The sequence below is a fragment of the Pseudomonas sp. FW215-R2 genome, assembly GCF_058789255.1.
In genome coordinates, this window is the sequence record NZ_JBYTBO010000001.1 from 262100 (window position 1) to 283618 (window position 21519).

Sequence of the window (21519 nt, forward strand, 5' to 3'; positions counted from 1 at the left end):
GCCCTTGAAAGCCCTCGACGAACTGACCTTCGACAACCGTTTCGCCCGCCTGGGCGACGCGTTTTCGGCCCATGTGCTGCCTGAACCAATCGACAACCCGCGACTGGTGGTCGCCAGCCCGGCGGCCCTGGCGCTGCTGGATCTGGATCCGGCGACGGCCGACACTCAGGAATTCGCTGAACTGTTCGGCGGCCACAAGTTGTGGGCCGATGCCGAGCCGCGGGCGATGGTCTATTCCGGGCATCAATTCGGCGGCTATACCCCGCAACTGGGCGATGGTCGCGGTCTGCTGCTGGGCGAGGTCTACAACGCGGCCGGCGAGCATTGGGACTTGCACCTCAAGGGCGCCGGGCAGACGCCGTTTTCGCGCATGGGCGACGGTCGTGCGGTGCTGCGTTCGTCGATTCGTGAGTTTCTCGCGTCCGAAGCGCTGTATGCGCTGAACATCCCGTCCTCACGCGCCGCGTGCGTGATCGGTTCCGACACCCCGGTGTGGCGCGAGAAACAGGAACGCGCCGCGATGGTCCTGCGCCTAGCGCCGAGCCACGTGCGTTTCGGCCACTTCGAATATTTCTATTACACCAAGCGTCCCGAGCAGCAGAAACTGCTCGGCGAACACGTGCTGGCGATGCACTTCCCCGAATGCCTGGAACAGCCGGAACCGTATCTGGCGATGTTCCGCGAAATCGTCGAGCGCAACGCCGAACTGATCGCCAAGTGGCAGGCCTACGGTTTCTGCCACGGGGTGATGAACACCGACAACATGTCGATCCTCGGCATCACCTTCGACTTCGGCCCGTTCGCCTTCCTCGACGACTTCGACGCGAACTTCATCTGCAACCACTCCGATGATCAGGGCCGCTACTCGTTCAGCAATCAGGTGCCCGTCGGCCAGTGGAACCTCAGCGCCCTGGCCCAGGCCCTGACGCCGTTCATCAGCGTCGAAGCCCTGCGCGAAACCCTTGGCCTGTACCTGCCGCTGTTCCAGGCGCATTACCTCGACCTGATGCGCCGCCGTCTGGGCTTCACCACCGCCGAGGACGAAGATCAGCAACTGCTGGAACAACTGCTGCAATTGATGCAGAACAGCGGTGTCGACTACACCTTGTTCTTCCGTCGTCTGGGCGAGGAGTCAGCAGATAAGGCTGTTGCCCGGTTGCGCGATGACTTTGTGGATATCCGAGGCTTCGACGCCTGGGGCGAGCGTTACGTCGACCGTGTTGCACGCGATGGCGCGACCGATCAGGAACAACGCCGCGCGCGGATGCATGCGGTGAATCCGCTGTACATCCTGCGCAATTACCTGGCGCAGAAGGCGATCGATGCGGCGGAACAGGGTGACTATTTGGAGGTTCGCCGACTGCATGCGGTGTTGAGCAATCCATTCGAGGAACAGCCTGGAATGGAAAGCTACGCGCAACGGCCGCCGGAGTGGGGCAAGCATTTGGAGATCAGTTGTTCGTCGTGAGGCTGCTTCCAACTTCCAAATACTCAAGACGATCGATGTAATTGGCTATACGCGTCGAGATGGCCGCCTATTATCTCGATCAAACCCATGAGCGGGTGTGACTCGTCCGCTCCAGCCATGCCTCTCAGCTCCTTAACTGCTTCGACCAGCAAATTGTATTCCTCCTCTGACTCTGGCCGCTTAAGGACAGGTGCGACGTGGCCCCAGTGCTCAATAGCCCACTCAACTATTCCGCTCATTTTTGCCCCTTGCTTTGGTCACCAGCAAATTGCCAGGACGCCCGGAGTCACTCTATGCCGCGAGCAAAATGAGCAAAATCAGCTGAAACGGCACTTTATGTAGGACACATCTTCGATTATCGAAGGTAACTGCTGTCAGATTTCGTCTTGATAAATGCCTCGCATGACACCAGATTCGTTTTACGAACTGCCTAATCAACCGAGCCGATCATGACCGACCCACTCCTCATCCCCTGCCCCTCCTGCAACGGCCTCAACCGCATTCCCGCCGAGCGCCTCAACGACCACCCGAAATGCGGACGCTGCAAGTCAGAGGTGCTGTTGAACAAGCCGTTCGAACTCAAGCAAGGCGACTACGCCAGCCAGATCAAGGGCGATCTGCCGTTACTGGTGGACGTGTGGGCGGACTGGTGCGGGCCGTGCAAGTCGTTTGCGCCGGTGTTCGAGCAAGCCGCTGCGCAATTGGCAGGCAAGTGCCGGCTGGCCAAGCTGGACAGCGAGGCCAATCAGCAGTTGTCGGCGCAGTTGGGGATTCGCTCGATTCCGAGCCTGATTCTGTTCAGGAATGGCCGTGAGGTGGCGCGGCAGAGCGGAGCGTTTCCGCTGCCGCAACTGATGGCGTGGCTGCGCAGCCAGGGCATCTAAAACGACACCCTCCAATGTGGGAGCTTGCTCCCACATTGTTTTTTTCAGGCGTCTTCGAGCAGGTTGTGCAGTTCGACGAACTGCTGGGTCAACTTGTGTCGCGGGTCGAGATGGATCAGCGGCGTGCTGGCCTGATGCGATTCGCGCATGCGCACTGAGCTGGCGAGATAAACCGGCAGCACCGGCAAACCTTCAGCGATCAATTCGTCGAGAATCTGCTGCGGCAGGCTGGCCCGGGCCTGGAACTGGTTGACCACGATGCCTTCGACTTCCAGGCCTTCGTTGTGGTCGTCCTTCAACTCTTCGATCTCCGACATCAGCCCGTACAGGGCCTGACGGGAAAAGCTGTCGCAATCGAAGGGAATCAACACCCGATCAGCAGCAATCAGCGCCGAAACCGCATAAAAATTCAGGGCCGGCGGCGTATCAAGGTAGATACGGTCGTAGTCCTCGCTCAACTCATCGAGCAACTTCCGCAGTTTGTTGATCTTGTGCTTGGCCTCGAGCTTGGGCTGCAAGTCGGCCAGTTCTGCCGTGGCGGTGATGATGTGCAGGTTGTCGAACGGGGTTTCGTAGATATCCGCTTTGTTCTTCTTGGAGAACGGACCCGAAGACAGGGTCTGTTTGAAGAAGTCGGCGATGCCCATCGGAATGTCGTCACCGGTGAGCCCGGTCAGATACTGAGTGGAGTTGGCCTGGGCATCGAGGTCCACCAACAGCGTGCGATAACCCTCGCTGGCGCTGACCGCCGCCAGATTGCAGGCGATGCTGGATTTGCCCACGCCACCTTTCTGATTGAACACCACGCGCCGCATGACAAAACCTCCGTGTATCAAAGAATGACCGAGTGTAGTGGTGCCCGGCCCCGCTTCGCTACCTTCACGGACACGGACTACAGGGTCAGGCGCAAATATCTCAATGGGCACGGCGCAATTGCCGCCATTGACCGCCGATATGCCCGACAGACAATCCCGTCGCAATCCGGATAATGGCCAAGTGACATTTTTTGCCATGTACCCTTCGGTCCATTTCAGCGCGCAAAATGTAACCAGCATTTGCTACACACTCGTCGCACCGGGATAATGCGCGCCACCCGGCGCCAAGCGCCACGCCACTTTCGGCAAGGTCAGCACCTCTGTGGCTTTGGCAGAACCGCGTCAAAAACAGCCCGCAGGGGCGGGATGAATGTCCGTGATCAACTTCAACATCGCCCAATGGCGCGCCTGGGCTCCCGGGCTCGACAGTGTGGACGCCTGGCAAGCCTGGAGCCGACAGCCGGTCGCGCTCCCGAGCAGCGATGCCGCGCCCGATGTGTCGTTCCTTCCCGCCATGCAGCGCCGCCGTCTCAGCCGCCTGGCGCGGATGGCCTTCAGTGTCGGCTGGCCACTGGCCGACGGTCGGGAAAACCTGCCGCTGGTCTTCGTCTCCCGCCACGGTGAAACCCCGCGTACGTTCGACATCCTCAGCGACCTGGCCAACGAACAACCGCTGTCACCGACCCAGTTCAGCCTCTCCGTGCACAACGCGATCATCGGCCTGTGGTCGATCATGCGCGGCGAAACCAGCGAGATGACCGCCCTCGCAGCGGCGGGCGACGGCCTCGAGCACGGCGTGCTGGAAGCCGCCGCCCTGCTGGACGAAGGTGCTCCAGCGGTACTGTTGGTGATCACCGAAGAACAACCGCCCGCCGCCTATTCGGCATGGATCGATGACGTGCCGTTTCCGTATGCGGTGGGCTTGCTGCTGACCCCCGGTACCGACTGGCGGCTGACCCTGAACAGCGCCCCCGAAGCACTGTCCAAAGCGCAATGGCCCCACGCGCTGAATCTGCTGCAAACCCTGCTCGGCCAGCAAACCCTTTGCCAACATGCCTGGAAAAATCGTGTATGGACCTGGCAACGCAACCCGTAACCGAAAAAAACCGCGACGCCTACTACTGGCGTCTGCTGGCCACCGCCATCAGCTTCGCCCTGTTCGGGCTGGGCGGGCTGTGCCTGCGCCTGCTGGTGTTTCCGCTGCTGGGCTGCCTGCCGGGCGATGCGAAGACCCATCGGGAGCGGGCGCGGCAGACCGTCAGTCGGCTGTTCTGGTTTTTCGTCCGGTTCATGGCCCGCACCGGGGTGCTGACCTACGACATCCAGGGTGCCGAACGCCTTGGCCGTCCGGGGCAGATGATCATCGCCAACCACCCGTCGCTGATCGACGTGGTGTTCCTGATCGGTCTGGTGCGCCACGCCAATTGCGTGGTGAAGAAAAGCCTGTGGGAAAACCCTTTCACCCGTGGCCCGCTGCGCAGCACCGAATACATCAGCAACGACGGCAGCATGGACATGCTCGATGCCGCCGCCGACGCGCTGCGAGACGGGCAGACCCTGATCATTTTCCCGGAAGGTACCCGCACCCAGCCCGGACAGGCACCGGCCTTCCATCGGGGCGCGGCGGCCATCGCTCTGCGGGGTGCGAAAATTCTCACCCCGGTGATCATCAAGGTCAGCCCGACTACGCTGACCAAGGCCGAGCCGTGGTATCGCATCCCCTGCCGCCGTGTTCACTTCAGTTTTCGCGTCGGGGCCGATATAGACCCACAGACCTTTGCCGCACAAGGCCCTGCACCGCAGGCCTCGCGCAAGCTCAACGACTTTCTGCACCATTTTTTTATCAAGGAGCTCGCCGAAGATGAGCGATCTGCACCGTGAGATAAAACTGCTGATCATCGACGCCCTGGGCCTCGAAGACATCAGCGTCGACGAAATTGGCGACGACCAGACGCTGTTTGGCGAAGGCCTGGGCCTGGATTCGGTCGACGCCCTGGAACTTGGCCTGGCCATCCAGAAAAAGTACGGCATCAAGATCGATGCCGACGCCAAGGACACCCGCAACCATTTCACCAACGTGGCGAGCCTTGCGGCGTTCGTCACGGCAAAACAGGCAGCTTGAGACCGGACCATGCAAACTCGTGACGACATTTTCAACACCCTGCGCGATGCCCTGGTCGAGCTGTTCGAACTGGACCCGGCCCGTGTGAGCCTGGAATCGAACCTGTATCAGGACCTGGAAATCGACAGCATCGACGCGGTCGACCTGATCGACCACATCAAGCGTCAGACCGGCAAGAAAATCGCCGCCGAGGAATTCAAGTCGGTGCGCACCGTCGGCGACGTGGTCGAGGCGGTCTACCGTCTGGTTCAACCGGCCGCATGAGCCGACTGATCGGCCTCGGCCTGCTGCTGGCGGGCCTGTTGTACCCCTTTGCGGTGTATTTCGGCATGGAGCACTTTGCGCCGTGGCAGTTCGGCCTGCTGCTGGGCAGCCTGTGGCTGGCCCGTGCGCTGACCGGCGAGCGCAAGCCCGGCAGCCTGTGGATGGCCTGCGTGGCGATCGTGTTCTGCCTGCTGCTGGCGCTGTTCGACAGCCCGCTGTTACTGCGCTGGTACCCGGTGCTGATCAGCGGCTTCATGTTGATGCTGTTCAGCCTGAGCCTGAAATACGGCCCGCCGATGGTCGAGCGCCTGGCGCGTTTGCGTGAACCGCAGCTGCCACCCGAAGCGATCCGCTACACCCGCCAGGTCACCGTGGCCTGGAGCGTGTTCTTTTTCTGTAACGGCTTGTGCGCGGCCCTGCTGACCCTTTGGGCGCCGCTGCACTGGTGGATGTTGTACACCGGCCTGATCTCCTACGGATTGATCGGCCTGATGTTTGCCATTGAATGGCTGATACGACAACGGGTAAGAGGTCGCCCATGAACTGGATAAAACTTGAGCAACTGTTGCTCAAGGATCTGCCGCAGCGCGCCATCACCGTCGCGCCGGCACTCGATCACGCACACCTGCGCGAACAGGCCCTGAGCCTGGCTGCGGGCCTGCAAGCCAAAGGTGTGCAGCGAATGGCCGTGCACCTGGAAGATGCCGCGGAACTGGCGATCGCCCTGCTCGGTGCCTGGCGCGCCGGCGTCAGCGTATTGCTGCCTTCGGATCTGCAAGCGCAGACCCGCCAGCGCTGGTCGCATGAAGTCGACCTGTGGCTGACCGATCACGCGGACGACGCGCACCTGAGCGATTGGCAGCACACCGCACTGACCGGCGCCGAACTGGATCTCGACCAGTGCCGCCTGAGCCTGTGCACCTCCGGCTCCAGCGGCGAACCCAAGCGCATCGACAAATCCCTGCGGCAACTGGCCAACGAAGTCGAAGCCCTCGAGCAACTGTGGGGCATGGATCTCGGTGAGGCCTGCATCATCGGCAGCGTCGCCACCCAACACATTTACGGTCTGCTGTTCCGTGTGCTGTGGCCGCTGTGTGCCGGACGCCCGTTTCTGCGCAAGCAACTGGCCTTTCCCGAAGACATGCAGCGCGCCAGTCGCGAGCACCCGGCCTTCGCCTGGGTCGCCAGCCCGGCGCTGCTCAAGCGCATGGGCGACAACCTCGACTGGCCGGCCCTGAGCGCCGTGCGCCGGGTGTTTTCCTCCGGTGGTGCGTTGCCGGCGGATGCCGCGCAAAGCCTGCACCAGCGTTTGCAACAGTGGCCGACGGAAATCCTCGGCAGCTCGGAGACCGGCGGTATCGCCTGGCGTCAGGGCGAGTCGCTGTGGCAGCCGTTCGCCGGGGTCGAGCTGAGCCAGGACGGCGACGGCGCGTTGCTGATCGCCTCGCCGTATTTGCCCTCCGGACATATCGAACACACCGCCGATGCCGCGCGCATCGAGGCCGATGGTCGTTTCGAACTGCTCGGGCGACTGGACCGGATCGTCAAACTGGAAGAAAAGCGTATCTCCCTGCCGATGCTGGAACAGGCGCTGGTCACCCATGAATGGGTCGCCGAAGCGCGACTCGGTGTGGTGCAGGAAAACCGTGCGTCTCTCGGTGCCTTGCTGGTGCTCAGCGAATCCGGTCTGTTTGCCCTGCGCGAACACGGCCGGCGCAGCCTCACCGAAACCCTGCGCCGTCACCTCGGCGAGCATTGCGAAGCCCTCGCCCTGCCCCGGCGCTGGCGCTTGCTGCGACAACTGCCGCTGAACACTCAAGGCAAGTTGCCTCAGGCTGACGTCGAAGCCTTGCTGCTGGCACCGCGTCCGAAGGCACCGGAAGTTCTGGAGCAGACCGAAACCGAGGGCGAATGGAGCCTGCAACTGAGCGTGCCGCCGGATCTTGCCTACTTCAGCGGTCACTTCCCCAAGGCCCCGGTATTGCCCGGTGTGGTGCAGGTCGAATGGGCGTTGAACCTCGGTCGACACCTGTTAAACCTGTCCGGTGCATTCGCCGGGATGGAAGTGCTGAAGTTCCAGCAACTGGTGCGCCCCGGCGATGAAATCCAGTTGCACCTGCGCTTCGACGCCGAACGCGGCAAGCTGTATTTCGCCTATCGCAACGACACCGCGACCTGCTCCAGCGGCCGGATTCTGCTGGGGGCTGGCGATGCATAACTCTTGCGCGGTCATCCCGGTCTACAACCACGAAACCGCGATCACCACGGTGGTCGAGGCCCTGCTCGCCCAAGGCTTGCCGTGCATTCTGGTGGACGACGCCAGCAGCAAATCCTGCGCAGCCGTGCTGGATGTTCTGGCCGAACGCGAGCGGGTGTATCTGGTGCGACTCACCACCAACCAGGGCAAGGGCGGCGCGGTGATGACCGGACTGCGTGAAGCCGCGCGACTGGGTTTCACTCATGCCTTGCAGGTCGATGCCGACGGTCAGCACGACTTGCAGGACGTCAGCCGCTTCGTCGAAGAATCCCGCGCCCATCCGCGTGCGCTGATCTGCGGTTATCCGCTCTATGACGCCAGCGTGCCCAAGGGGCGCCTGTACGCCCGTTACCTCACTCACGTGATGGTGTGGATCAACAGCCTGTCGCTGCAGATCCGCGATTCGATGTGTGGTTTCCGTGTCTATCCGCTGGAGCCGACACTGGCACTGATCGACTCGGCACGGATCGGCAAGCGCATGGATTTCGACTCGGACATCCTCGTGCGCCTGTCATGGCGCAACCAGCCGATGCGCTGGCTGCAAACCAGCGTGCACTACCCGCTGGACGGCGTGTCGCACTTTCGGATGTTCCACGACAACGTGTTGATTTCGAGCATGCACACGCGCCTGTTCTTCGGCATGTTGCTGCGCTCGCCCGCGATCCTCTGGCGACGGTGGCGCGCATGACGGTCGAGACCGACAAGAAGCACTGGGCCGACCGCGAAGAGCGCGGCAGCTTTCTGCTGATGAAATTCACCGCGTTCGCCGCCAAGGTTCTTGGCCGACGCCTGCTGAGCCCGTTGCTGTACGGCATCGTCCTGTACTTTTTCCTGTTCGGCCGCACAGCCCGGCGCAGTGCCTGGCAGTATCAGCAACGCCTCGCCGACTGGAGCGGCCGCCACGAATTGCGCCCAAGCCTGTGGCGGGTGTTCGGCCAGTTCATGGCGTTCGCCGATTCGCTCCTCGACAAGCTCGACGTGTGGAACCGCAAGCTGCGCATCGAGCAGATCGAAATCATCGACCCGGCGCTGTTGCGCGATCAGTTGCGCGGCAGTCGCGGGCAAATGCTGGTGGGCGCGCATCTGGGCAACCTCGAAGTGTGCCGGGCGCTGGCGGAGATCGGCGAAAAGGTCACCATGAACGTTCTGGTGCACACCAAGCACGCCGAACAATTCAATCGCTTGCTGGGCGAGGCCGGGGCGACCAATCTGCGACTGATCCAGGTCAGCGAGCTGGACCCGGTGATCATGCTGCAACTGCACGAACGCCTGGAACGCGGCGAATGGCTGGCGATTGCCGGTGACCGCGTGCCGCTGCATGGCGGGCGCAGCGTGACCGTGGACTTCCTCGGCCATCCGGCGCGATTTCCGCAAGGCCCGTGGCTGCTGGCCGGCTTGCTGAAATGCCCAGTCAATCTGCTGATGTGCCTCAAGCAACCTGACGGCCACTATCGCCTGACCCTCGAACCGTTCGCCGATGCCGTGACGTGGACACGCCGCGATCGCGAACAGGTCATTCATCAGTGGGCGACCCGCTATGCCGAACGCCTGAGTCACTATTGCCTCGAAGCCCCCAAGCAATGGTTCAACTTTTACCCTTTCTGGAAGACCGATGACGACGCCAACCCATGAGCCGGTAACCTTCGGCGAACGCCCTTTGCGCATCGAAGACGTGCTGGCCCTGGCCAACCGTCAGGCGCCCGTGCAGTTGCAGAGCGACGCCGACTACCGCGAACGCATCGCCAAAGGCGCGCGGTTCCTTGATTCGCTGCTGGACAAGGAAGGCGTGATCTACGGCGTGACCACCGGTTACGGCGACTCCTGCGTGGTCGCGGTGCCGCTGCATCACGTCGAGGCGCTGCCGCGTCATCTCTACACCTTCCACGGTTGCGGACTGGGCAAACTGCTCGACGCCCAGGCCACCCGCGCAGTGCTGGCGGCGCGTTTGCAGTCGCTGTGCCACGGCGTGTCCGGGGTGCGCATCGAGCTGCTGGAACGTCTGCATGCCTTCCTCGAACACGACATCCTGCCGCTGATCCCCGAAGAAGGTTCGGTGGGTGCCAGCGGCGATCTGACGCCGCTGTCCTACGTCGCCGCGACCCTGTCCGGCGAGCGTGAAGTGATGCTCCGTGGCGAACGCCGCCAGGCTGCCGATGTGCATCGCGAGTTGGGCTGGACGCCGCTGGTGCTGCGTCCCAAGGAAGCGCTGGCACTGATGAACGGCACCGCCGTGATGACCGGTCTTGCCTGCCTGGCCTATGCCCGCGCCGATTACCTGCTGCAACTGGCCACCCGCATCACTGCGTTGAACGTGGTGGCGCTGCAAGGCAATCCGGAGCATTTCGACGAGCGCCTGTTCGCCGCCAAACCGCACCCGGGGCAGATGCAGGTTGCCGCGTGGCTGCGCAAGGATCTGGCGATCGACGCACCGACCGCTCCGCTGCATCGTCTGCAGGATCGCTATTCCCTGCGTTGTGCACCGCACGTGCTCGGCGTGCTGGCCGACAGCCTGAACTGGCTGCGTTCGTTCATCGAGACCGAACTCAACAGCGCCAACGACAACCCGATCATCGACGCCGAAGCCGAGCGCGTGCTGCACGGCGGGCACTTCTACGGCGGGCATATCGCGTTCGCCATGGACAGCCTGAAAAACCTCGTGGCCAACGTCGCCGACCTGCTCGACCGACAACTCGCGCTGCTGGTGGACGAGCGTTACAACCACGGTTTGCCGAGCAACCTGTCCGGCGCCAGCGCGGATCGGGCGATGCTCAACCACGGCTTCAAGGCTGTGCAGATCGGCGCCAGCGCCTGGACTGCCGAAGCCTTGAAAAACACCATGCCGGCCAGCGTCTTCTCGCGCTCCACCGAATGCCACAACCAGGACAAGGTGAGCATGGGCACCATCGCCGCCCGCGACGCCATTCGTGTGCTGGAGCTGACCGAACAGGTCGCCGCCGCCACCTTGCTCGCGGCCAATCAGGGCGTGTGGCTGCGCAGCCGTGATGAGGACGCACGACCACTGCCGCCGTCGCTGGCTGCCATGCACGAGCAACTGGCCCAGGACTTCCCGCCGGTGATCGAAGACCGCGCCCTGGAAGGCGAACTGCGCCTGTGCCTGCAACGTATCGCCGAACAACACTGGAGGCTGCATGCGTAGCGCCGGAGTGCTTCACGCCGATACGGAAATCCTCGTGCCGTTCTTTGACGTCGACACCATGCACGTCGTCTGGCACGGCCATTACGTGAAATACCTGGAAGTGGCGCGCTGCGCGTTGCTCGACAAGATCGGCCACAACTACAACCAGATGGTCGACTCGGGCTACGCCTGGCCGGTGATCGACCTGCAATTGCGCTACGTGCGCGGCGCAGTGTTCGGCCAGCGGCTGAACGTTCGCGCCAGCCTGGTGGAATGGGAAAACCGCCTGAAGATTCACTACCTGATCACCGACGCCCAGACCGGCGAACGCCTGACCCGCGCCAGCTCGGTGCAGGTCGCCGTCGAGGTGAGCAGCCGCGAGATGCAACTGGCGTCGCCGAAAGTCTTCACCGATGCCGTGGAAAGGATGCTGCGATGAATGTGTTTGTGAAATCTCTCGGGGCCTTGGCGTTGCTGGGGCTGTCGTCGCTGGCCAACGCCTTCGACCTGCAACAGTTGAGCGATCAACTGGCGAAACCGGACGTGATCCACGGCCAGTTCATCCAGGAAAAGCACCTGCGCGCCCTGCCCCAGCCGCTGATCAGCAAGGGCAGCTTTGTCCTCGCCAAAAACCACGGCCTGCTCTGGCTGTTGAAAACCCCGCTGCAGCAGGATTACCGCATCAGCGCCAAAGGCATTGCCCGTCGTGACCTCAACGGTTGGCAACTGTTGCCCGGCAAGAGCGCCGGTGCCGAACAGAACCGTCTGTTCCTCGCCGTGCTGCAAGGCGACAGCAGCGGCCTGCAACGGGATTTCGAACTGGCCCTGAACGGCGACGCGCAGAAATGGCAACTGACGCTCACCCCGCGTTCGGTGCTGCTCAAGCAAGTGTTCAACCAGATCAACATCACCGGCGGCACGCTGGTGAGTACCATCGAACTGCTGGAAACCCAGGGCGACAGCACTGTGCTGCGCATGCAGGACAGCACCGCCGGCCAACCGTTGAGCGACGCGGAGCAACATGACTTTGCCGAGTGAACGCAGGCTGCCCTGGCTGTTCCTGATCCTGCTGCTGGCCGTCGTCGCACTGGGCGCCTGGCAGTGGCGCAACGGCGCACCGCTGTCGGCGAACCTGATGGAGCTGGTGCCCGGCACCCACCCGGACGCCGTCGAACAGCGCGCCGAACAACGCATGCAGGAACCGCTCAACCGGGAAATGCTGGTATTGGTCGGCCACACCGATCGCCAGCAAGCCGTCGCCATGGCCCAGATTCTGGGCGAGCAATGGCAGGCCAGCGGCCTGTTCGAGAAAGTACAGTGGAACCTGCAAGCCGATCTGCCCGCCCTGCGCACGCAATTGCTGCAAGGGCGACTGGCGATGCTCTCGGCCGACGATCGACAGTTGCTGATCGAACACCCGGACGCCTTCATCCAGCAACGGGTGCAGGCGCTATTCGATCCGTTCACCGGTTTCAGTCTGGTGCCGAGCCAGGACGACTGGCTGGGCCTGACCGGACGCATCCAGAACAACCAGCCGCAGCACGGCGCGGTGCAACTGGACATCGGCAGTGGCGCATTGATTGCCGATGCCGACGGCAAGAGCTGGGTACTGTTGCGCGCGCGCACCACCGGCAACGCCTTCGACATGAACCTGCCGCTACAAGTCGCCGCGCTGCTGCAACACAGCCGCGAGCAAGCGGCGAAATCCGATGTGCAACTGCTGGCTGCCAGCGGATTGCTCTACGCGGCCAATGGACAGCAACAAGCGACCCGGGAAATTTCCTGGGTCGGCGGCGGCGCCACCCTCGGCATTCTGTTGCTGCTGTTGCTCGCCTTCCGCCGCTGGCGGGTGTTGCTGGCGTTCATTCCGGTGCTGGTGGGCATGCTGTTTGGCGCGGTGGCCTGCGTGGCACTGTTCGGGCACCTGCATGTCATGACCTTGGTGCTCGGTTCGAGCCTGATCGGCGTGGCAGTGGATTACCCGCTGCACTATCTGTCCAAGAGCTGGAGCCTCAAACCGTGGCGCAGCTGGCCGGCCTTGCGCCTGACCGTGTCGGGCCTGACCCTGAGCCTGATCACCAGCGCCATCGGCTATCTGGCGCTGGCCTGGACACCGTTCCCGGCCCTGACCCAGATCGCCGTGTTCTCCGCTGCTGGCCTGCTCGGCGCTTACCTGTCCGCGGTGTGCCTGCTGCCGGCGCTGTTGAGCAACGTCGAGTTGCGCCCGGCGCAATGGCCGCTGCGTCTGGCCGAGCGCATGGTCAGTCTTCGGGAAATGCTGCTGGAACACGTGCGCACACCGATTCTGGCGGCACTGCTGATCGCGTTCTGCGCCGGTGGCCTGGTACAGCTGCAAAGCAAGAACGACATCCGCCAATGGGTCGGCGCGCCGCAGCACCTGACCGATGAGGCGCAGACCATCGCCCGCATCACCGGTTATCAGCCGACCAGCCAGTTTTTCCTGGTGCGCGCAGAAAACCAGGAGCAACTGCTGGAGCGCCAGGCGGCCCTCAGCGAACGACTGGATCAACTGGTCAACCTCGACAAGTTGCAGGGTTATCTGGCCCTCAACCAATTGGTCAGCCCGCCGAGCCAGCAACAGCAGGTTCGCGAAGCGCTGAACAAGTTGCCGCAATTCTGGCAGCCGCTGCTTGAAGTCGGCGTACCGCTGGCAGCCCTGCAAACCGAACTGATGCAATTGCAGGCCCTGCCCGCTGAAGACATCGACGCCGCACTCGTCGGCCCGCTCGGCGAGCCCTACCGCACCTTGTGGCTCGGTCCAACCGAAGAAGGCGTGGCGGCGATGGTCAGCCTGCAAGGCCTGAACAACCCGGCGCTGCTGCGGGTGCAGGCACTGGATTTGCCCGGCGTGGAGCTGGTGGATCGCCTCGGTGACTTGAACCGGGTGTTTGCCGAAACCCAGATCAGCGCCGCCGAACTGAAACTCGCTTCCTGCGTGCTGATCGTGCTGGTGCTGATACTGCCGTTCGGTCTCGGTGGCGCGTTGCGCATCGTTTCCCTGCCACTGCTCGCGGCGCTGTGCAGCCTGGCCAGCCTCGGCTGGCTCGGTCAGCCGCTGACCCTGTTCAGCCTGTTCGGTCTGTTGCTGGTGACGGCGATCAGTGTCGATTACGCGATTCTCATGCGCGAGCAGGTCGGCGGCGCGGCGGTCAGCCTGCTTGGCACTTTGCTGGCGGCGCTGACGACCTGGCTGTCGTTCGGCCTGCTGGCAGTGTCGAGTACGCCGGCGGTGAGCAACTTCGGGTTGTCGGTGAGCCTCGGGCTGGCCTTCAGTTTCATGCTGGCGCCGTGGGCCGGGCGTCATGCTCACGCTGCGACAGTCGCGGAGCCGGCAGCATGATGGTCGCTGTCTTCTGGGTCATGGCCCTGGCGTTGTTCGCCGTGGCCACCCGTGTCGGTCGATATTTCGGATTGATTCCGATCGTCAGCCAGTTGCTGCTGGCCAGTTTCGTGCTGCCGCTGTTGATGTACGTCTGGATCGAACCGGGCTGGCAGCTCAGCGGTGCCGAACTGATCGCGCCGGCCTGGCTGAAGAACCTCTACAGCCTGAGTTTTGCGCTGTTGCTCGGGCACATTCTCAGCGACGTGATCGACCTGCACCTGGATCGTCAGAGCGTGAAAATTGCCCTGCCGAGTTTTGCCGTGCCGTTCGCCTGCGGGTTGGCGACGGCGTACTGGCTGCTGCCGGCGCAACCGTGGATCAACTCGCTGGCCATCGGTCTGGTGTTCGCCATCACCGCGATCCCGGTGCTGTACCTGTACCTGCGCCATATCGACTATCCGCCCGCCGCCACCCGGCGTCTGGTGCAGACTGCGATCCTGATCGACCTGACTTGCTGGACCCTGTTCGGCCTCGCCCAGGGCAGTCTGCACCTGAGCAGCCTGTTGCTGCCGCTGGGGCTGGCCTGCGTGCCATTGCTGTTGCGTGTGTTCGGCATCCGCCGGCCACTGACTTACAGTCTGGGTTTCTTTGCGCTGTTGGTGCTGGCCGAACACTACAAGCTCAATGCGCTGATTTTCGGCATCGGCTATCTGCTGTGCATGGCCGCGCTGAAGGTGCCGTTGGTGCTGCCTCTGCCGGCACGCTGGATGAACCGTTTGCAGACGTGGATCGCGATTCCGCTGATCCTGACGTTTGGCATCGTGCAGATCGATGTGCACAGCGCCCTCGCCAGCCTCGGCCCTGCGCAATGGGCAGCACTGCTGCTGTTGCCGGTCGCCAGCAAAATCGTGGGCAACTGGCTCGGCCTCGGCTGGGCCGGCGCATCGTTCGAAGGCGCCAGCCGCTGGCGCGAAAGTGTGCTGCTGAACATTCGCGGCTTGAGCGAAATCGTCTTCCTCAATTTGCTGTTGCAACAACAACTCATCAGCCCGGCGCTGTACTTTGCGCTGATGCTGATGGGCCTGATCGCGACGCTGCTGCCGGCCTTCATCGGCCTGCACCGGGCGTCACTGAACCCTATTGCCGTACCCAGGAGCTCGCGTGCCAATCGTTGAAATGGAATCCCGTCAGGTCGTGATCATCGGCGCCGGCCCGTCCGGCGCCATCGCCGCCGCGTTGCTCAAGCGCAAGGGCCACGACGTGCTGGTTATCGAGCGCCAGCATTTCCCACGGTTCTCCATCGGCGAAAGCCTGCTCAGCCATTGCCTGGATTTCGTCGAAGAAGCGGGGATGCTCGAAGCGGTGAACGCGGCCGGATTCCAGCGCAAGACCGGCGCGGCATTCGCCTGGGGCGAGCGCTACAGCGCGTTCGATTTCGGCGATACGTTCACCGGCGGCAAACCGACTACCTTCCAGGTACAACGCGCCGACTTCGACAAACTGCTGGCCGATCAAGCGGCGTTGCAAGGCGTGGAAATCCGTTATGGCGACGCCATTGTCAGCGTCGACTTCGAGCGTACGCATCCGCAACTCGATGTGCGTCGCGAAGACGGCAGCGAGTACCGTGTCGAGGCCGGTTTCGTCCTCGATGCCAGCGGCTACGGCCGCGTGCTGTCACGCCTGCTGGATCTGGAAGCTCCATCGAATTTCCCGGTGCGCCAGGCCGTGTTCACCCACGTCGAAGATCACATCGACCACCCGGCCTTCGACCGCGAGAAAATCCTCGTCACCACCCACCCGCAGCATCGCGACATCTGGTTCTGGACGATTCCGTTCAGTAACGGTCGCTGCTCGGTGGGCGTGGTCGCTGCCGCTGAACATTTCAAGGGTAGCGATACCGATCTCGACGCCTGCCTGCGCGGTTTCATCGCCGAAACCCCGAGTCTGGCCAAGGTACTGAACAACGCCGTGTGGGATACCCCGGCGCGTACCCTCGGCGGTTATGCGGCCAACGTCAAAACCCTGCACGGTCCGGGGTTTGCGCTGCTGGGCAACGCGGCGGAGTTTCTCGACCCGGTGTTCTCCTCGGGCGTGACCATCGCCATGCGCTCGGCAAGCATGGCCGCCGGCGTGCTGCACCGGCAGTTGCAGGGCGAAACCGTGGATTGGCAGAGCGAGTTCGCCGAACCGCTCAAGCGCGGCGTCGATACCTTCCGCTGCTATGTCGAGGGCTGGTACGCCGGCACCTTCCAGGACGTGATTTTCCACGAGCAAGGCTCCCCCGAAATCCGTCGCATGATCTGCTCGATCCTCGCCGGCTACGCCTGGGACGAACGCAACCCGTTCGTCAGCGAAGCGCGCCGCCGGCTGAAGACGATTTCCGAACTCTGTGCAAGGGACGACACATGAATTACTTGAGCGACAGCTACGTCGAGGAAACCCGTTTCGGCTTCTGGTTCCTGCGCAGCCACACCTGGCAGCACCATGTGCTGCGCGTGGCGATCAATGATTTGCGCGGCTTGTTCAGCGAACCGCTGCCGGCCAACCCGGTGCTGCTGGATGCAGGCTGCGGCCAGGGCAAATCCTTCGGCCATCTGCGCCAGACCTTCGCGCCACAGCGTTTGATCGGCGTCGATGCCGACCCGCACAGCCTGGAATTGAGCGCTGAGGAAGCGGCGCGCCAAGGCTTCGCCGTCGAGCTGATCGGCAGCGACTGCGCGACACTGAATGTCCCGGATGCGAGCGTCGATCTGCTGTTCTGTCACCAGACCTTCCATCATCTGGTGGAGCAGGAAAAAGCCCTGGCCGAGTTCTACCGGGTGCTCAAGCCGGGCGGTTATCTGCTGTTCGCCGAGTCCACCGAGGCTTACATTGATACATGGGTCATCCGTTGGTTGTTCCGCCATCCGATGCACGTGCAAAAGAGTGCGGCGCAGTATCTGGAGATGATTCGCCAGCAGGGATTCGAGTTCGGCGAGCGGAATGTTTCCTACCCGTACCTGTGGTGGAGCCGCTCAAAGGATTTTGGTCTGCTGGAACGTTTTGGCCTGCGCAAACCGAAGCCGTTTGGCCAGCGTGAAGAAACCCTGGTCAACGTCGTGGCGCGCAAACCGCTGGAAGAGGCCGTCTGATGCTGCGTGTTCTGCTGCTCGCCTGCGTCCTGCTGCTGACCGCTTGCGCCAGCCAGGCGCCGCTGCCTGTGGATAACCCTACGCTGCCCTTGCCGCTGCAATTGCACATCGAGCGCCAGCAAGCCGAACAGCGTCAGGACTGGTTGCTGGTGATCCAGCGCGAGGGCCCGGGCATTCGCTGGTCGATGATGGATCCGCTGGGCATTCCCCAGGCCCGTCAGCAACTGATCGACGGACGCTGGCAGGCTGACGGCCTGCTGCCGCCGAATCCGGAGGCCCGGGAGTTGTTCGCCGCGCTACTGTTCGCCCTGACACCGTCCGGCGAACTGTCGCGCAATTACCCCACCGCGCAGCAACACGGCGGGCAACGTTCCTTGCCGGCGCGTTGGGACATCCGTTACGCACAACCGTTGAGCTTCGAATTGAACCTGCCCCAAGGCCCGCAGTATCGGGTTTCTCCCTTAGGTGAATCGACGCCATGACCGCCTACCTCAACGCCCTCGGCGTGATCTGCGCCCTGGGCCGTGACAAGCAAGAAGTCGCCAGTCACCTGTTCGCCGGCGATTGCTCGGGCATGCGCCACGAGTCGGGCTGGGTGCCGGAACGCGAGTTGCCGGTGGCCGCAGTGCACGGTGACCTGGCGCCTGTTCCGCCGCAGATGGCGGCGCACAAGAGCCGCAACAATCAGTTGCTGCTGGAAGCCGCGTTGCAGATTCGCGACGACATCGACGCCGCCATTCAGACCTATGGCCCCGACCGCGTCGGCGTGGTGCTCGGCACCAGCACTTCGGGCATCGACGAGGCCAGCCAGGGTCTGGCGCATTACATTCGCGAACAACAGTTCCCGGCCGATTACGACTATCGGCAACAGGAACTCGGCGCCCCGGCGACGTTCCTCGCCGACTGGCTGCAACTGAGCGGCCCGACCTACGTGATTTCCACCGCGTGCACCTCCAGCGCCCGGGCCCTGATGAGCGCCCGGCGCCTGCTGGATCTAGGGCTGTGCGACGCGGTGCTGTGCGGCGGTGTCGACAGCCTGTGCAAGCTGACCCTCAACGGTTTCTCGTCGCTGGAAGCGGTGTCCGACGAGCGCTGCAATCCGTTCTCGGCCAACCGCAACGGCATCAACATCGGCGAGGCCGCAGTGCTGTTCGTGATGAGCAAACAGCGCGGCGACGGCCCGGCCATTGCCCTGCTGGGCGCTGGCGCCAGCTCCGATGCGCACCATATTTCTGCACCAGAACCGTCTGGCCGTGGCGCGTTGCAAGCCATGCAACAGGCGCTGGATCGCGCGCAGCTGCAAGCCACGCAAATCAGTTATCTGAACCTGCACGGCACCGCCACCCTGCACAACGACGCCATGGAAAGCCTGGCCGTTTCCACGCTGTTCCCGCAGGGTGTGGCGTGTTCCTCGACCAAGCCGATGACCGGCCACACCCTCGGTGCTGCCGGTGCACTGGAAGCCGCGTTCTGCTGGCTGAGCCTGAGCGCCGACAACCCCGACCACGCCTTGCCGCCGCACGTCTGGGACGGCCAGGCCGATCCGGACCTGCCAGCGCTGAAGTGGGTGACCGCGAGCGAGCGCCTGGCGTCCATTGCACCCCGCTACCTGATGAGCAACTCGTTTGCCTTCGGTGGCAATAACGTCAGCCTGATTATCGGAGACGCCCCATGAATGACTGGCCGCTCGCCGAATTGCTGCCCCACGCTGGCGACATGATTCTGATCGACCGGATCCTGAGCTTTGACGACGAGCAGATCCACACCACCCTGACGGTCAAACCCGATGGTTTGTTCAACCTGCCCGACGGCAGCCTGCCGGCGTGGGTCGGCGTCGAGTTGATGGCACAGAGCGTCGCTGCATTCGCTGGCTGCCATGCACGGCAGAAGGGCAATGCGGTGGAGCTGGGCTTTCTGCTCGGCACCCGCAAGTTCGAATGCAATGTCGAGGCGTTTCCGGTCGGTTGTGAACTGACTATCCATGGCATCCGCTCGCTGGAAGACGACAACGGCATGGGCGTGTTCGAATGCCACATCAATGCGCCCGGCATCAAAGCCAGCGCCCGGCTGAACGTGTTCCGCCCGCCGCACGCGGCGCAATATCTTGAACAATTGAAGGAGTCGAACGATGACTGAATTCGTACTGGTCACCGGCTCCAGTCGCGGTATCGGCCGCGCAATTGCCCTGCGTCTGGCTCAGGCTGGTCACGACATCGTCCTGCATTGCCGCAGCGGCGTGGCCGAGGCACAAGCGGTGAAATCCGAAATCGAAGCGCTCGGGCGCCATGCGCGCATCCTGCAATTCGACGTCGCCGACCGCGAAACCTGCAAAGCCATCCTCGAAGCCGATGTCGAAGCCCACGGCGCCTATTACGGCGTGGTGCTCAATGCCGGACTGACCCGCGATGGCGCGTTTCCGGCCCTGAGCGACGACGACTGGGACGTGGTGCTGCGCACCAACCTCGACGGTTTCTACAACGTCCTGCACCCGGTGATGATGCCGATGATCCGCCGCCGCGCCGCCGGTCGCATCGTTTGTATCACCTCGGTCTCGGGGCTGATCGGCAACCGCGGCCAGGTCAACTACAGCGCCTCGAAAGCGGGTGTGATCGGTGCCGCAAAGGCGTTGGCGATCGAACTGGCCAAGCGCAAAATCACGGTGAACTGTGTTGCTCCCGGCCTGATCGATACGGCCATGCTCGATGAAAACGTGCCGGTGGAAGAACTGATGAAAATGATCCCGGCACAACGCATGGGCACGCCGGAAGAAGTGGCCGGTGCGGTGAATTTCCTGATGTCGGCGGAAGCGTCGTACATCACCCGCCAGGTGCTGGCAGTCAACGGAGGCTTGTGCTGATGAAGCGCGTTGTCGTCACCGGCATGGCCGGCATCACCTCGCTGGGCAGCGACTGGGACACCATCGCCGGCAACTTCGCCGCCAACCGCAGCGGCATCCGCCGGATGGACGAGTGGGATCGCTTCAGCGAACTCAACACCCGACTGGCCGGGCCCATCGACGATTTTCTGGTGCCGGCGCACTGGACCCGCAAACAACTGCGCAGCATGGGCCGGGTCTCGCGGCTGGCGGTCGGCGCGGCTGAAAAAGCCTTGGCCGATGCCGGCCTGCTCGGCGACGAAACGATCAAGGACGGCCGTATGGGCGTGGCCTGTGGCTCGTCCACCGGCAGCACCGACGAGATCAAGGCGTTCGGCAACATGCTGCTGAATTCGGTGGCCGAAGGCCTCAACGCCAACTCCTACGTGCGGATGATGCCGCACACCACGGCGGCGAACATCAGCATCTTCTTCGGCCTCACCGGTCGCCTGATCCCGACGTCCAGCGCCTGCACCAGTGGCAGCCAGGGCGTCGGTTATGCCTACGAGGCGATCAAATTCGGTCGTTTGCCGCTGATGCTCGCTGGCGGTGCCGAAGAGCTGTGTCCGACCGAGGCCATGGTGTTCGACGCGCTGTACGCCACCAGCCTGAAAAACGATGCGCCGCAAACCTCGCCACGTCCGTATGACAAGGGCCGCGACGGCCTGGTGATCGGCGAAGGCGGCGGCATGCTGGTGCTTGAAGAACTGGAACACGCCTTGGCTCGCGGTGCGCACATTCACGCCGAAATCGTCGGCTTTGGCAGCAACGCCGACGGCCAGCACACCACCCGTCCGGAGCAGGTCACCATGCGCCGTGCGATGGAGCTGGCACTGGAAGACGCGGGCCTGACGCCTGACGCCATCGGTTACGTGAACGGTCACGGCACGGCCACCGAGCAGGGCGACATCGCCGAAACCCTGGCCACCAGCAGCCTGTTCGGCGAACGCATGCCGATCAGCTCGCAGAAGAGTTTCCTCGGCCACACCCTGGGTGCCTGCGGTGCGCTGGAGTCCTGGTTCAGCATCGAAATGCTCAATCGCGACCTGTACGTGCACACGCTCAACCTCGACGAAGTCGACCCGCACTGCGGCAAGCTCGATTACCTGCGCGGCGAATTCCGCCAGATGCACCACGACTACGTGATGAACAACAACTTCGCGTTTGGCGGGGTCAACACCTCGCTGATCTTCCGCCGCTGGACGCAACCGAATTAATTCAGGT

General features: G+C 63.1%; 23 protein-coding genes. 22 read left to right on the forward strand and 1 reads right to left on the reverse strand.

The window, feature by feature from the left end; translation table 11 throughout:
* The first annotated feature begins 4 nt into the window (after positions 1 to 4).
* Together selO and trxC are read left to right on the forward strand one after the other, a co-directional pair.
* Positions 5 to 1468, forward strand: coding sequence for a protein adenylyltransferase SelO (selO, locus tag AC3WRD_RS01090; RefSeq protein ID WP_102620179.1), 1464 nt, complete (start codon positions 5 to 7; stop codon positions 1466 to 1468).
* A gap of 449 nt (positions 1469 to 1917) precedes the next feature.
* Positions 1918 to 2352 (forward strand): thioredoxin TrxC, encoded by a 435-nt coding sequence (gene trxC, locus AC3WRD_RS01095; protein WP_064592954.1) that lies wholly within the window; start codon positions 1918 to 1920, stop codon positions 2350 to 2352.
* 44 nt (positions 2353 to 2396) lie between these two features.
* On the opposite strand, the gene AC3WRD_RS01100 is transcribed toward trxC, so the two are convergent.
* Positions 2397 to 3167 (reverse strand): ParA family protein, encoded by a 771-nt coding sequence (locus AC3WRD_RS01100; RefSeq protein WP_096819891.1) that lies wholly within the window; start codon positions 3165 to 3167, stop codon positions 2397 to 2399.
* 370 nt (positions 3168 to 3537) lie between these two features.
* Here AC3WRD_RS01100 and AC3WRD_RS01105 point away from each other — a divergent pair, with 370 nt between their 5' ends.
* From AC3WRD_RS01105 to AC3WRD_RS01200, 20 genes are read left to right on the forward strand one after another with little or no spacing between them, the layout of a single operon-like run.
* On the forward strand, positions 3538 to 4263 hold the full coding sequence (locus tag AC3WRD_RS01105; protein WP_102620181.1) for a beta-ketoacyl synthase chain length factor: 726 nt from the start codon (positions 3538 to 3540) through the stop codon (positions 4261 to 4263).
* The gene (locus AC3WRD_RS01110) at positions 4239 to 5048 is read left to right on the forward strand and encodes a lysophospholipid acyltransferase family protein (protein ID WP_096819893.1); all 810 of its coding nucleotides are present in this window, start codon (positions 4239 to 4241) and stop codon (positions 5046 to 5048) included. The genes AC3WRD_RS01105 and AC3WRD_RS01110 overlap by 25 nt, the downstream gene beginning before the upstream one ends.
* Positions 5029 to 5289, forward strand: coding sequence for a phosphopantetheine-binding protein (locus AC3WRD_RS01115; RefSeq protein WP_102620182.1), 261 nt, complete (start codon positions 5029 to 5031; stop codon positions 5287 to 5289). The genes AC3WRD_RS01110 and AC3WRD_RS01115 overlap by 20 nt, the downstream gene beginning before the upstream one ends.
* 9 nt (positions 5290 to 5298) lie before the next feature.
* Positions 5299 to 5553: an acyl carrier protein gene (locus AC3WRD_RS01120; RefSeq protein WP_007909503.1), complete on the forward strand. Its 255-nt coding sequence runs from the start codon at positions 5299 to 5301 to the stop codon at positions 5551 to 5553.
* Positions 5550 to 6095, forward strand: coding sequence for a COG4648 family protein (locus AC3WRD_RS01125; RefSeq protein WP_096819894.1), 546 nt, complete (start codon positions 5550 to 5552; stop codon positions 6093 to 6095). The genes AC3WRD_RS01120 and AC3WRD_RS01125 overlap by 4 nt, the downstream gene beginning before the upstream one ends.
* Positions 6092 to 7771, forward strand: a complete 1680-nt coding sequence (locus tag AC3WRD_RS01130) for an acyl-CoA synthetase family protein (RefSeq protein ID WP_102620183.1) — start codon at positions 6092 to 6094, stop codon at positions 7769 to 7771. Before AC3WRD_RS01125 ends, AC3WRD_RS01130 begins: the two co-directional genes overlap by 4 nt.
* Complete coding sequence (locus tag AC3WRD_RS01135; RefSeq protein ID WP_102620184.1) at positions 7764 to 8498, forward strand: glycosyltransferase family 2 protein; 735 nt, start codon at positions 7764 to 7766, stop codon at positions 8496 to 8498. The genes AC3WRD_RS01130 and AC3WRD_RS01135 overlap by 8 nt, the downstream gene beginning before the upstream one ends.
* Positions 8495 to 9442, forward strand: coding sequence for a lysophospholipid acyltransferase family protein (locus AC3WRD_RS01140; RefSeq protein WP_102620185.1), 948 nt, complete (start codon positions 8495 to 8497; stop codon positions 9440 to 9442). Before AC3WRD_RS01135 ends, AC3WRD_RS01140 begins: the two co-directional genes overlap by 4 nt.
* On the forward strand, positions 9423 to 10967 hold the full coding sequence (locus AC3WRD_RS01145; RefSeq protein WP_102620186.1) for an HAL/PAL/TAL family ammonia-lyase: 1545 nt from the start codon (positions 9423 to 9425) through the stop codon (positions 10965 to 10967). The genes AC3WRD_RS01140 and AC3WRD_RS01145 overlap by 20 nt, the downstream gene beginning before the upstream one ends.
* The gene (locus tag AC3WRD_RS01150; RefSeq protein ID WP_011332100.1) at positions 10960 to 11385 is read left to right on the forward strand and encodes an acyl-CoA thioesterase; all 426 of its coding nucleotides are present in this window, start codon (positions 10960 to 10962) and stop codon (positions 11383 to 11385) included. Before AC3WRD_RS01145 ends, AC3WRD_RS01150 begins: the two co-directional genes overlap by 8 nt.
* Positions 11382 to 11984, forward strand: coding sequence for an outer membrane lipoprotein carrier protein LolA (locus AC3WRD_RS01155; RefSeq protein WP_102620187.1), 603 nt, complete (start codon positions 11382 to 11384; stop codon positions 11982 to 11984). Before AC3WRD_RS01150 ends, AC3WRD_RS01155 begins: the two co-directional genes overlap by 4 nt.
* Positions 11968 to 14307, forward strand: coding sequence for an MMPL family transporter (locus tag AC3WRD_RS01160; RefSeq protein WP_102620188.1), 2340 nt, complete (start codon positions 11968 to 11970; stop codon positions 14305 to 14307). The genes AC3WRD_RS01155 and AC3WRD_RS01160 overlap by 17 nt, the downstream gene beginning before the upstream one ends.
* Positions 14304 to 15464: a cation:proton antiporter gene (locus tag AC3WRD_RS01165; RefSeq protein ID WP_102620189.1), complete on the forward strand. Its 1161-nt coding sequence runs from the start codon at positions 14304 to 14306 to the stop codon at positions 15462 to 15464. Before AC3WRD_RS01160 ends, AC3WRD_RS01165 begins: the two co-directional genes overlap by 4 nt.
* Positions 15451 to 16698: an NAD(P)/FAD-dependent oxidoreductase gene (locus AC3WRD_RS01170; protein ID WP_102620190.1), complete on the forward strand. Its 1248-nt coding sequence runs from the start codon at positions 15451 to 15453 to the stop codon at positions 16696 to 16698. Before AC3WRD_RS01165 ends, AC3WRD_RS01170 begins: the two co-directional genes overlap by 14 nt.
* A complete protein-coding gene (locus tag AC3WRD_RS01175) occupies positions 16695 to 17420 on the forward strand; it encodes a class I SAM-dependent methyltransferase (protein WP_102620191.1) in 726 nt (241 codons plus the stop codon). The genes AC3WRD_RS01170 and AC3WRD_RS01175 overlap by 4 nt, the downstream gene beginning before the upstream one ends.
* Positions 17420 to 17902 carry a hypothetical protein gene (locus tag AC3WRD_RS01180; RefSeq protein ID WP_096819905.1) on the forward strand — a complete coding sequence of 161 codons (483 nt, stop codon included), beginning with the start codon at positions 17420 to 17422 and terminating at the stop codon, positions 17900 to 17902. Before AC3WRD_RS01175 ends, AC3WRD_RS01180 begins: the two co-directional genes overlap by 1 nt.
* Positions 17899 to 19095 carry a beta-ketoacyl-[acyl-carrier-protein] synthase family protein gene (locus tag AC3WRD_RS01185; RefSeq protein ID WP_102620192.1) on the forward strand — a complete coding sequence of 399 codons (1197 nt, stop codon included), beginning with the start codon at positions 17899 to 17901 and terminating at the stop codon, positions 19093 to 19095. The genes AC3WRD_RS01180 and AC3WRD_RS01185 overlap by 4 nt, the downstream gene beginning before the upstream one ends.
* Complete coding sequence (locus tag AC3WRD_RS01190) at positions 19092 to 19556, forward strand: hotdog family protein (protein ID WP_102620193.1); 465 nt, start codon at positions 19092 to 19094, stop codon at positions 19554 to 19556. Before AC3WRD_RS01185 ends, AC3WRD_RS01190 begins: the two co-directional genes overlap by 4 nt.
* Positions 19549 to 20277, forward strand: coding sequence for a 3-oxoacyl-ACP reductase FabG (gene fabG / locus AC3WRD_RS01195; protein WP_102620194.1), 729 nt, complete (start codon positions 19549 to 19551; stop codon positions 20275 to 20277). The genes AC3WRD_RS01190 and fabG overlap by 8 nt, the downstream gene beginning before the upstream one ends.
* Positions 20277 to 21512 (forward strand): beta-ketoacyl-ACP synthase, encoded by a 1236-nt coding sequence (locus tag AC3WRD_RS01200; protein ID WP_102620195.1) that lies wholly within the window; start codon positions 20277 to 20279, stop codon positions 21510 to 21512. Before fabG ends, AC3WRD_RS01200 begins: the two co-directional genes overlap by 1 nt.
* Positions 21513 to 21519 lie beyond the last annotated feature (7 nt).

Bases quoted from the DNA above. Each gene is read 5' to 3' on its own strand.
- AC3WRD_RS01120 (WP_007909503.1), top strand. From the start codon at position 5,299: ATGCAAACTCGTGACGACATTTTCAACACCCTGCGCGATGCCCTGGTC.
- AC3WRD_RS01160 (WP_102620188.1), top strand. From the start codon at position 11,968: ATGACTTTGCCGAGTGAACGCAGGCTGCCCTGGCTGTTCCTGATCCTG.
- AC3WRD_RS01125 (WP_096819894.1), top strand. From the start codon at position 5,550: ATGAGCCGACTGATCGGCCTCGGCCTGCTGCTGGCGGGCCTGTTGTAC.
- AC3WRD_RS01110 (WP_096819893.1), top strand. From the start codon at position 4,239: ATGGACCTGGCAACGCAACCCGTAACCGAAAAAAACCGCGACGCCTAC.
- AC3WRD_RS01130 (WP_102620183.1), top strand. From the start codon at position 6,092: ATGAACTGGATAAAACTTGAGCAACTGTTGCTCAAGGATCTGCCGCAG.
- AC3WRD_RS01155 (WP_102620187.1), top strand. From the start codon at position 11,382: ATGAATGTGTTTGTGAAATCTCTCGGGGCCTTGGCGTTGCTGGGGCTG.
- AC3WRD_RS01150 (WP_011332100.1), top strand. From the start codon at position 10,960: ATGCGTAGCGCCGGAGTGCTTCACGCCGATACGGAAATCCTCGTGCCG.
- trxC (WP_064592954.1), top strand. From the start codon at position 1,918: ATGACCGACCCACTCCTCATCCCCTGCCCCTCCTGCAACGGCCTCAAC.
- AC3WRD_RS01180 (WP_096819905.1), top strand. From the start codon at position 17,420: ATGCTGCGTGTTCTGCTGCTCGCCTGCGTCCTGCTGCTGACCGCTTGC.
- AC3WRD_RS01190 (WP_102620193.1), top strand. From the start codon at position 19,092: ATGAATGACTGGCCGCTCGCCGAATTGCTGCCCCACGCTGGCGACATG.
- AC3WRD_RS01175 (WP_102620191.1), top strand. From the start codon at position 16,695: ATGAATTACTTGAGCGACAGCTACGTCGAGGAAACCCGTTTCGGCTTC.
- AC3WRD_RS01145 (WP_102620186.1), top strand. From the start codon at position 9,423: ATGACGACGCCAACCCATGAGCCGGTAACCTTCGGCGAACGCCCTTTG.
- fabG (WP_102620194.1), top strand. From the start codon at position 19,549: ATGACTGAATTCGTACTGGTCACCGGCTCCAGTCGCGGTATCGGCCGC.
- AC3WRD_RS01105 (WP_102620181.1), top strand. From the start codon at position 3,538: ATGTCCGTGATCAACTTCAACATCGCCCAATGGCGCGCCTGGGCTCCC.
- AC3WRD_RS01115 (WP_102620182.1), top strand. From the start codon at position 5,029: ATGAGCGATCTGCACCGTGAGATAAAACTGCTGATCATCGACGCCCTG.
- AC3WRD_RS01165 (WP_102620189.1), top strand. From the start codon at position 14,304: ATGATGGTCGCTGTCTTCTGGGTCATGGCCCTGGCGTTGTTCGCCGTG.
- AC3WRD_RS01200 (WP_102620195.1), top strand. From the start codon at position 20,277: ATGAAGCGCGTTGTCGTCACCGGCATGGCCGGCATCACCTCGCTGGGC.
- AC3WRD_RS01185 (WP_102620192.1), top strand. From the start codon at position 17,899: ATGACCGCCTACCTCAACGCCCTCGGCGTGATCTGCGCCCTGGGCCGT.
- AC3WRD_RS01100 (WP_096819891.1), bottom strand. From the start codon at position 3,167: ATGCGGCGCGTGGTGTTCAATCAGAAAGGTGGCGTGGGCAAATCCAGC.
- AC3WRD_RS01135 (WP_102620184.1), top strand. From the start codon at position 7,764: ATGCATAACTCTTGCGCGGTCATCCCGGTCTACAACCACGAAACCGCG.
- AC3WRD_RS01140 (WP_102620185.1), top strand. From the start codon at position 8,495: ATGACGGTCGAGACCGACAAGAAGCACTGGGCCGACCGCGAAGAGCGC.